Source organism: Mesorhizobium sp. M4A.F.Ca.ET.022.05.2.1 (assembly GCF_003998845.1).
Classification (GTDB): Bacteria; Pseudomonadota; Alphaproteobacteria; order Rhizobiales; family Rhizobiaceae; genus Mesorhizobium.
In genome coordinates this window covers 1-9,370 of the sequence record NZ_RZOJ01000239.1, presented here as the reverse complement: position 1 = coordinate 9,370, position 9,370 = coordinate 1, and the positions used below count along the sequence as shown (strand labels likewise).

The following is a 9,370-nucleotide window of genomic DNA, read 5'->3' as shown; positions in this document are numbered from 1 at the left end:
CTTCGTGCACGACCCGGTGATCGCGTCCGGCCTTGCGGTGGCGCTCGCCATTGCCGCCATGTCGTTCACCCGCTGCCTGCATCCGCCGGGCGGCGCCGCCGCGCTCACCGCCGTGCTTGGCGGCCCGGCGGTGGTCAGCGCCGGCTTTTTGTTCCCCTTCGTGCCGGTGGCGCTGAATTCGACCATTCTGGTCACGCTCGGCTTCCTCTTCCACCGGCTGGCGCGGCGCAACTATCCGCATGTCGTCGCGCCCGCCGCCAACAGCCACGGCACCGCCGATCCGCCGCCACAGGAGCGCGTCGGCTTCCGGCCCGAGGATATCGACGCGGCGCTGGCCACGCTCGACGAGACCTTCGACATCGACCGCGACGACCTCGAACGGCTGCTGCGCCAGGTCGAACTGCAGGCCATGGTGCGCTCGCACCGGACGCTGCTTTGCTCAGACATCATGTCCCGCGACGTGATCTCTGTGCCCGAAGACGCCACAGCCGACGCGGCGCGCCAGCAACTGCTCGACCACAATATCCGTACCTTGCCGGTGGTCGACGCCGAAGCCAGGCTGGTGGGCGCCGTCGGCCTGCGCGAGCTGACGAAAGCCACCGACACGGTGAAGGGCGTGATGTCGAAGGTCGGCACCGCCTCGCCCGACACGCCGGCGATGAGCCTGCTGCCAGTGCTGACCGACGGGCGCAGTCATGCGGTGGTGATCGTCGATGCCGAGCGGCGTATCCTCGGCCTGATCACCCAGACCGACCTGCTGGCGGCGGCAGCGCGGGTGCGCGGCGCAGACACGGCGCGGGCGGCGGCGTAATATCGCCGCCGAACACCGCCGAATTCCGGGAACCTTTTGCCGGCAAGGCGCATCCAATGCCCGATCAGGCATCTGTTCGGGAGATCGGCTCGCAATGCACAAGCTCGCAACGCCCGTAGCGGCGCCGGCAGGGGCGGAAAGCCTGTCCGGCGACATGGCGCTGGTGCGTCGCGCCTTGGCGCGCGAGGCGGAGGCCTGCCGCGCCATCATCAAGGCTAACAACCAGCGTCTCTACCGCATCGCGCGCGGCGTTGTGCGCAACGACGCCGAGGCCGAGGACATCGTGCAGGAGGCCTATGTGCGGGCCTTCGCCAATCTTTCAACTTTTCGTGGCGGATCCTCGCTTTCGACCTGGCTGTCGCGCATCGTCATCAACGAGGCGCTCGGTCGGCTGCGCAAGCGAAAACGGATGGTGGCGCTGCCCGAAAACCCGGAGGCGCAAATCATCCGCTTCCCTCTAAACCCAGCGACGATCCGGAGCGGACGATGGCGCAGCGGCAGATCCTCGCACTGGTCGAACGGGCGACCGACAGCCTGCCCGACGTCTACCGCAGCGTGTTCGTAGCCCGCGTCATCGAGGGCTTCAGCATGGACGAGACCGCCGACCTGCTCGGCCTCAGGCCGGAAACGGTCAAGACGCGGCTGCACCGCGCGCGTGCGCTGGTGCGCAAGGCGCTAAACGACGAGATCGGCCCGGTACTGCTCGATGCCTTCCCCTTCGCCGGCCGGCGCTGCGACAGGCTGACCGAGGCGGTGATGAAGAGGCTGGGTTTCGAGGATTGATTCCTGGAACGTTTCGCCTCTTTCCGCATCCAATCAGCGTCAACTGAACAACGCGAGCCCGGCGCCGCCGGGCGAAGGAGATGCCATGTTTGCCCGACCGACCGTTGCCCTCGCCGCCATGCTCATGCTCTGCGCCGCGCCGCTGGCGCGCGCCGCCGACAAGCCGACCGATCCGCAGATCGCCCACATCGCCTATACGGCCGGCACGATCGACATCGAGGCGGCGAAACTGGCAATCCAGAAATCGAAGACCAAGGAGGTGGTGGATTTCGCCAACGACATGGTGCGCGACCACGAGGCGGTGAACAAGCAGGCGCTCGACCTGGTGAAGAAACTGAACGTCACGCCGGAGGACAACGCCACCAGCCAGGCGCTGACCAAGGCGGCGGAGGAAGAACGGGCCAAGCTCGCCAAGCTCGACGGTGCGGCCTTCGACAAGGCCTATGTCGAGAACGAAGTCGCCTATCACAGCCAGGTCAACGGCGCGCTCGAAACCGTGCTCATTCCGTCCGCCAGCAATGCCGAGCTGAAGAGCCTGCTGGAGACCGGCCTGAAGATATTCCAGGGGCATCAGCAGCATGCCGAGCATGTCGCCGGCAGGCTGAAATGAGGGCGCCGATGCGGCCACTGTTCGCTGCGCTGGAGTTGGCGTTCGCCGCCAGCCCGGCGTCCGCAGCCACGATCACGGTAACGATCGACAAGCTTGTTTTTTCGCCAGCAAGCGTCGAGGCCAAGGTCGGCGACACGGTCGAATGGGTGAACAAGGATGGGTTGGCCCACACGGCCACGGTGAAGGGCGGTTGGGAGGCGATGATCCCGCCGAAGTCGAGGGGAAGGATGACTCTCACGGAAGCCGGGGCGGTCGACTATTTCTGCCGCTTCCATCCCAACATGAAGGGCCGTGTCGCCGTTTCGCCCTGATCCGCCAAGCGGTCCAGTGCCAGCGAGGCGCGCCTTGCCTCGCTTGGCCGGGTGATGTGCGTCCATGAGCCGTCATAGGCGGGCTTGCGGCGCTCGATCCAGGCGTCGAGGCCCTCGCGCAGGTCGGCGGTCGGGACTATGCGAGCGAACTGCTCGGCCTCGACCAGCAGGCCCTCGGCTATGCTGAGATTGATGCCGCGCGCCACCGCGGTGAGGATGCTGGCCACCGCCGCCTGCGAATGCGTGATGATGCGGCGCGCGAGATCGTGTGCTGCCGGCATCAGCTCGGCTTGCGGCACGATCCTGTTGACGAGGCCGAGTTCCACCGCGCGCGCCGCCGAAAAGGCCTCGCCCGTCAAAAGCAGTTCCAGAGCCCGCTTGCGGCCGGCAAGCCGCGGCAGGCGCTGCGTGCCGCCGAAGGTCGGCGGCATGGCGAGGTTGATCTCCAGCTTGGCGAACAAGGCGCGGTCGCTGGCGATGGCCAGCGGCACCGCCTCGGTGATCTCGCAGCCGCCACCGAAGGCGATGCCGTTGACGGCGGCGATGACCGGCTTGCGGAACGCTTCGAGCCGCGCCGTCAGCCGCTGGCCGCGCATGACGAAGTCGCGCAGCGCGACATCAGCGCCTGCGGCGACACTGACTGAGAATTCGTGGATGTCGGCGCCGGCAGAGAAGGCGCGCTCGCCCGCCCCCGTGAGGATGACGGCGCGAACCGCATCGTCGGTCTCGATCCTGTCGAGCATATCGAGCAGGCGATCGATCAGGGCGTAATTCAAGGCGTTGAGTTTCTCCGGGCGATTGAGCGTCAGCACAGCGACGCGATCGCGGCTTTCGCAAAGCACCAACTGGGTCATGTTCTTTCTCTCCGGTACGGAACGGAGCGAAAGGGATCCGTTTTCGGATTGTCTGTATATTCACTAGTCAGTATACTTGATGGCATGAGCGAACCCACCAGCCCAACTCGCAAACGCCTCGTCGATGCGGCGACGAAACTCTTCTATGCCGAGGGGGTCGGCCGCGTCAGCGTCGACGCAGTGGCCGAGAAGGCGGGGCTGACGAAGCGCACGCTCTACTACCACTTCAGAAGCAAGGACGATTTGATCGCCGCCTATCTCGATGGCCGCGACCAGCCCAACATCAAGCAGATGGCCGGCTGGTTCGAAGCCGCCGAGGGCGGCGTCGACAGGAAGGTCGCGGCGATCTTCACCAATCTGGCGCGGGTGGCAAAGCACCCGAAGTGGAGAGGCTGCGGCTACCTGCGCACGGCCGCCGAGCTCGCGGCGATGCCCGGACACCCTGCAGTCAAATCCGGGTCGCGCCACAAGACCAATTTCGAAAAATGGCTGGCCGGAGAGCTTTCAAGCCATAAGGTCAGAGAGCCCAACATGCTGGCGCGCGAGATCGTTCTGTTGATGGACGGCGCCTTCTCCAGCATGCTGATCCACCACAATCCCGACTACATCGCCGCTGCCGGCCACGCGGCGGCGACGCTGGTCAAGGTGCGGATGGAGACGGCGGCTCCGCCAGCAGCCAGTCGATCGCCGCGGCGGCGTGGGCGGGTGATCGGTCGGGCGCCAGGATCGAAAGGCTGAAGCCGGTCGGCACGCGCTTTTCGAACGGCGCCACCAGCGATCCGCCGGCAAGCGCGCGCGACACCAGCGCCTCATGGCCCATCAGCACGCCGGCGCCGTCGACCGCCGCCTGCAGCGCCATGCTGTAGAGCGAGAATTCGGAGCCGGAATCGATCGACGGCCCCTTCAGGCCGGCGGCCTCGAACCACAGGGCCCAGTCGCCGGTCCAGGTCGTGTCCCACAACAGAAGCTGCGCGGCGAGATCGGCCGGCGTCTTCAACTGCCGGGCCAGCGCCGGCGCGCACACCGGAAAGATGACATCATCTGAGAACTTGCAAGCGCGGCCGCCGACCGGTGCCTGCCTGGTCAGGAAGATGGCGAGATCAAAAGGCTCGCGGCGGAAATCCGGCGGCTCCTCCAGCGCGTGGATGGAGGGGCGCAGCGTGGGCAATGCCGCGCGCAGCGCCGGCAGGCGCGGCGCCAGCCACAGCTGCGCGATCGAAGGCAGCGCCGCGATGCTGACCTGCGGCCGGGGCGCCGCGATGCGCAGTTCCTGCACGGCCAGCCCCATAGCGTCGAAGGCGGTGGAGAAGGCAGGCAGAGCGGCGCGGCCGGCGTCGGTGAGATGCAGCCCCTGCGCATGCCTCACGAACAGCGGCGCGCCGAGCCAGGCCTCCAGCGCCTTGACCTGATGCGACACCGCCGCCGGCGTGACGCTTAGCTCGTCCGCCGCCTTGGCGAAGCTTTCGTAACGAGCCGCCGCCTCGAAGGAGCGGAGCGCGTTGAGCGGCGGCATGCGCGGACGCGGCGGATTGACGGCCATTCCGGCTTTTTCCCAAGGAAGCGCCGGCGGCCGTTACCCCGCCGGCGCGAATAGTCTATTTGAGGGCCACCGGGGTCAGCTTGCCGTCGACCTTCTGCCACTCAAATACGACGAAGCCCGGCTGCTTGATATCCCCCTTGGCGTCATAGGAGATGGTGCCGAGCACTGTCGAAATGCTTGCACCCGAATGGAGATAGTCGGATGCGGCCTTCGGATCGTCGGCCTTGGCACGGGCGATCGCCTCGGCAAGGATCTGCGTGGCTGCATAGGCGTATAGCGTCACCGCTTCGGTCGGTACGTTCCTGGCTTTCAGGTCGGCGACCGCATCCTTGGCCTCGGCGAAGGTGGCCGGATCGGGAAAGGACGTCATCAGCGTGCCCAAAGCCCCCTCGCCGCCGATGGCGCCGAACTCGCTGTTGGAGATGCCGTCGCCGCCCATCAGGATGGTGGTGACGCCCTGGTCGTGCATCTGGCGCACGATCAGCCCGGCCTCGGTGTGCTGGCCGCCATAATAGACAAGCTCGGCGCCCGACTGCTTGATCCTGGCGACGAGTGGGCTGTAGTCCTTCTCGCCAGGGTTGATTTCCTCTTGCAGCACCGGCCTGCCGCCGCCGGCGTTGTAGGCGCGCGCCATCTCGTCGGCGAGACCCTTGCCCGCCGTCGACTTGTCGTCGACGATCGCCACCTTCTTGCCCTTGAAGCGCTCGAGCACGAATTTGGCGGCGATGGCGCCTTGCTGGTCGTCACGGCCACAAGCGCGAAAAGCGTCCCACAGGCCGCGCTCGGTCACCATCGGGTTGGTGGCCGTCGGCGTCACGAACAGCACGGCGTTCTCGGCATAGATGTCGGAGGCGGGAATGGTGACGCCGGAATTATAGTGGCCGACGACATAATGCACGCCATCGGCGACGAACTTGTTGGCGACCGAGACGCCCTGCTTTGGATCGGAGACATCGTCGCCGACCGAGACGGTGAGTTTTTGCCCGAGCACGCCGCCATTGGCGTTGATGCGCTCGACCGCCGCCTTGACGCCGACGCGGTACTGTTCGCCATAGGCGGCATTCGGCCCCGACATCGGACCGGCGACGCCGAGCACGATATCGGCCCTGGCGACACCGACGGCGGCGGCCGTCATCAGGGCAGCAGTCATCAATCGCAGAATCATGCGCATGTCATTCCCCTTTGTGTTTTGAGAAAGCGGGCTCTTCGCCCGCGCTTTCAGGTGCTCAGTTCACGAAATGCAGTTTTGTGAACCGGCGCCGGAATTCACTGACAGCGGCGGCGATCGCTTCCGGCGCATCGTTGCCGCGCAGCCCCCTGGCGATGAGCGCGGCAAGCTCGGGCATGTCCTTCTCGGTCATGCCCCAGCGCACGATCTCCGGCGTGCCGAAGCGCAGGCCGTTCATGTCGCCGTCGACCGCCGCGATCGGCAGGCCGATGCCGCAGGTGAGGATGTTGGCCCGCCTGAGCCTCTTCGCCGCCGCCTGCCCGCCGCCGAATTCGGCGGCCTGAACCGCGAACTGGTGCGAGGTGGTGTGGCCCTTGGCCGTCGAGAACACCGGCAGGCCGCGCTCGGCAAGCGCCTGAGCCAGCGCCTTCGCCGTGCCGGCCATGGCGGCGGCATAGGCGCGGCCATGCGCCTTCCAGTCGAGCAGTGTGATGGCGAGCGCTGCCGACTTCGCGGCATCGAAATTCGCCGTCATGCCGGGAAAGGCGATCCGGTCGAGCTTCTCGGCGATATCGGCGTCGTTGGTGACGATCAGGCCGGAGGGCGGGCCGCCGAGGCTCTTGTAGGTGCTCATCGTCATGAGATGGGCGCCTTCCTCCAGCGGCTGCTGCCAGGCGTGGCCGGCGATCATGCCGCAGAGATGCGCCGCGTCGAACAGCACCAGCGCCCCGATCTCGTCGGCGATCGTCCGGATCTCGCGGATGGGATGCGGCAGAAGGTTGAGGCTGCTGCCGATGGTGATCATCTTCGGCCGCACCTCAAGGGCGAGTTCGCGCAGCCCGGCGACATCGACCGTGTAGCCATCGCCGTCGACAGGCGCGGTATGGATGTCGAGCCCATAGAGCCCGGCGCAGCCGGCCATGTGATGCGTGACATGGCCGCCGACGGCGGGCGAAGGCACGATCACGCTGTCGCCCGGCCGCGCCGCGGCGATGAAGGCATAGAGATTGGCGATGGCGCCGGAAGGCACGCGGATCTCGGCATAGCGGGCGCCGAACACCTCGGCGGCGAGCTCGGCCGCGATGACCTCGATGCGCTCGACGCCCTCCAACCCCATCTCGTATTTGTCGCCGGGATAGCCGAGCGACGGGCGAGAGCCGAGGCCCGAGGCAAGCGCCGCCTCGGCTCTGGGGTTCATCACGTTGGTCGCCGGATTGAGGTTGACGCAATCGGCCTCATGGACGCGCCGGTTGAGCGCGATGCCCGCCTCGATCGCCGCAAGCACGACGTCGCTCCCCTGCCCGCTCGTTTCCGTGGCCAGCCGCTGGACGAAATCCTCGCACTGCGCGGGAACCCAGGGCCTGCGAGCAAGAGCGGTCATCAATGCCTCCACCGTGCCAACCACCAACGATCCGGATGGTGGCGGCGATGGTATGCCGGCGCAAACGAGTAGTTCTAGGGGCTAGGCTTAGGTATTTTAGGGGTAGTTGAAACGGGCTCCGAAGGGCGACCCTGCCCCGCCGGAAACAACTTGTCGAAACGCCTAGCTGCCCATACCATGCCCGCCCACGACCAAAGCTGATCAGGAGGTCAGTGAAACGGTCGGGTTTTGAGCCAGTGCAATGTAGGGAGGATAATCATGGCTTCCGCAGTACAGGCCGACAATGGCGTCAATGTAGAGGCGCTGCTCGCCGCAAAAGAAGCGCTTACCAATGCCCCGGAGGCCGCGCAATTCAAGTGGCGCGCGGCTTGCGAATGGAAGGATGGCACCCACAGCCACTCGACGGTGGAGAGTTTTTACGGTCTCGGCCAGGACCAGCATCGCAAGACCACCTTCGCATTCGACGCCGACCATCCGGAGGTGTTCGCTTCCCTGGATCAGGGCGCCACGCCTGTCGAATACGTGCTGGTCGGGCTGGCCAGTTGCCTGACCGCCGGCATCGCCGCGGTTGCCCAGAACCGGAACATCCAGCTGAAGTCGGTGAAAGCGACCATCGAGGGCGACATGGATCTCGCCGGCATTCTCGGCATCGACGCCGACGTCCGCAACGGCTTCAGCGGCATCACGGTGAAGTACAACATCGACGCCGACGCCAAGCGCGAGGACATCGAGGCGCTCGTCGCCCAGTCGCAGAAGCGGTCGGCCGTCTATGACATTGTCACCAATCCGACGAACGTCACGGTCGTGGTGAACTGAAAGGCGCTTCGAGCCGTAGACTCTCCCGATGAGAGGGTGCGATTAGTTCCGTCACCACAGTGATCGTCGGTGCAGGGCACGCGGGGCTCGCGATGAGCCGTTGCCTCGCGGAGCGCTCCATCGACCATGTGCTGCTCGAGCGCGGTGAGATCGCCCATAGCTGGCGCACCGAGCGATGGGATTCGCTGCGGCTGCTCACTCCCAACTGGCAGAGCCGGCTGCCCGGCTTCCGCTATGACGGCGACGACCCCGACGGTTACCGGACGCTGCCTGAGGCGATCGACTTCCTCGGCAACTATGCCAGGGCGATCTCGGCGCCGGTCAGGACCCATACGACCGTTACCTCGGTCCGCGCCGACGATGCCGGATATCTGGTGCGCACGGACCGCGGCGAGTGGCGGTGCCGGACCGTCGTGCTGGCGTCGGGCGCGTGCAACATCGCGCGCCTGCCCGATTTCGCCGCCCGCGTGCCGCCGTCGGTCGCCATGCTGACGGCGCAGTCCTACCGCAACCCAGGCCAGGTCGCCGACGGCGGCGTGATGGTGGTGGGCGCCTCGTCGAGCGGCACCCAGATCGCACAGGAACTGCAGCGTTCGGGGCGTCAGGTGACGCTGTCGGTGGGCGAGCACATAAGGGCGCCCCGCGTCTATCGCGGCAAGGACCTGGAATGGTGGATGGACGCCGCCGGCGTGCTCGACGAGCGCTACGACGAGGTCGACGACATCAGGCGGGCGCGACGCGTTCCTTCGCTGCAGCTTGCCGGCACGCCCGACCGCACCACCCTCGACCTTAACGCGCTGCTCGACCGCGGCGTCAGGCTCGTCGGCCGTCTCGCCGGCATCACCGAAGACGGCAAGGCGCAGTTTGCCGGGTCGTTGCGCAACATGTGCGCGCTTTCCGATCTCAAGATGGCCCGGCTGCTCGACCTCATTGACGAATGGGCGCGCGACAACGGGCTGGACGCGACGGTCGGACCGCCGGATCGCCCGCCGCCGACGCGTGTCGAGGACAACCCGTCGCTCGGCCTGGACCTCGCCAGCGGCGCGATCAGGACGATCATCTGGGCCACCGGCTACCGGCCGGACTACTCCTGGCT

Annotated in this window: 10 protein-coding genes and 1 pseudogene; 7 read left to right on the top strand and 4 right to left on the bottom strand. The window is 66.6% G+C overall.

Features of this window, described 5'->3' with window-relative positions:
• The 4 genes and pseudogenes from EN745_RS22765 to EN745_RS22750 form a co-directional block, all read left to right on the top strand.
• A partial coding sequence (locus tag EN745_RS22765; RefSeq protein WP_145992099.1) for a CBS domain-containing protein occupies positions 1–811 on the top strand: 811 nt, incomplete at its 5' end.
• Between the two features lie 94 nt (positions 812–905).
• A pseudogene (locus EN745_RS22760) lies at positions 906–1,594 on the top strand (RNA polymerase sigma factor).
• Between the two features lie 85 nt (positions 1,595–1,679).
• Entirely contained in the window at positions 1,680–2,204 is a 525-nt protein-coding gene (locus EN745_RS22755; protein ID WP_127422315.1) for a DUF4142 domain-containing protein, read from the top strand.
• 8 nt (positions 2,205–2,212) lie between these two features.
• Entirely contained in the window at positions 2,213–2,515 is a 303-nt protein-coding gene (locus EN745_RS22750) for a cupredoxin family copper-binding protein (RefSeq protein ID WP_245487802.1), read from the top strand.
• On the opposite strand, the gene EN745_RS22745 is transcribed toward EN745_RS22750, so the two are convergent.
• The gene (locus tag EN745_RS22745; RefSeq protein WP_127422313.1) at positions 2,461–3,369 is read right to left on the bottom strand and encodes a crotonase/enoyl-CoA hydratase family protein; all 909 of its coding nucleotides are present in this window, start codon (positions 3,367–3,369) and stop codon (positions 2,461–2,463) included. The genes EN745_RS22750 and EN745_RS22745 overlap by 55 nt on opposite strands.
• An 84-nt stretch (positions 3,370–3,453) precedes the next feature.
• Between EN745_RS22745 and EN745_RS22740 the strand changes: the two genes are divergently transcribed.
• Positions 3,454–4,107 carry a TetR/AcrR family transcriptional regulator gene (locus tag EN745_RS22740; RefSeq protein ID WP_127399808.1) on the top strand — a complete coding sequence of 218 codons (654 nt, stop codon included), beginning with the start codon at positions 3,454–3,456 and terminating at the stop codon, positions 4,105–4,107.
• Here EN745_RS22740 and EN745_RS22735 read toward each other — a convergent pair.
• The 3 genes from EN745_RS22735 to EN745_RS22725 all read right to left on the bottom strand — a co-directional run bounded on the left by EN745_RS22735 (position 4,010) and on the right by EN745_RS22725 (position 7,458).
• Entirely contained in the window at positions 4,010–4,909 is a 900-nt protein-coding gene (locus EN745_RS22735; protein ID WP_245487801.1) for a LysR family transcriptional regulator, read from the bottom strand. The genes EN745_RS22740 and EN745_RS22735 overlap by 98 nt on opposite strands.
• A 55-nt stretch (positions 4,910–4,964) precedes the next feature.
• A complete protein-coding gene (locus EN745_RS22730) occupies positions 4,965–6,074 on the bottom strand; it encodes a branched-chain amino acid ABC transporter substrate-binding protein (protein ID WP_127422316.1) in 1,110 nt (369 codons plus the stop codon).
• 61 nt (positions 6,075–6,135) lie between these two features.
• The gene (locus EN745_RS22725) at positions 6,136–7,458 is read right to left on the bottom strand and encodes an aminotransferase class I/II-fold pyridoxal phosphate-dependent enzyme (protein WP_126055178.1); all 1,323 of its coding nucleotides are present in this window, start codon (positions 7,456–7,458) and stop codon (positions 6,136–6,138) included.
• A gap of 258 nt (positions 7,459–7,716) precedes the next feature.
• On the opposite strand from EN745_RS22725, the gene EN745_RS22720 reads away from it, so the two are divergent.
• Together EN745_RS22720 and EN745_RS22715 are read left to right on the top strand one after the other, a co-directional pair.
• The gene (locus tag EN745_RS22720; protein WP_126055179.1) at positions 7,717–8,274 is read left to right on the top strand and encodes an OsmC family protein; all 558 of its coding nucleotides are present in this window, start codon (positions 7,717–7,719) and stop codon (positions 8,272–8,274) included.
• Between the two features lie 92 nt (positions 8,275–8,366).
• Positions 8,367–9,370, top strand: a 1,004-nt coding sequence (locus EN745_RS22715; protein ID WP_127422312.1) for an NAD(P)-binding domain-containing protein, incomplete at its 3' end; no start/stop codon positions are given.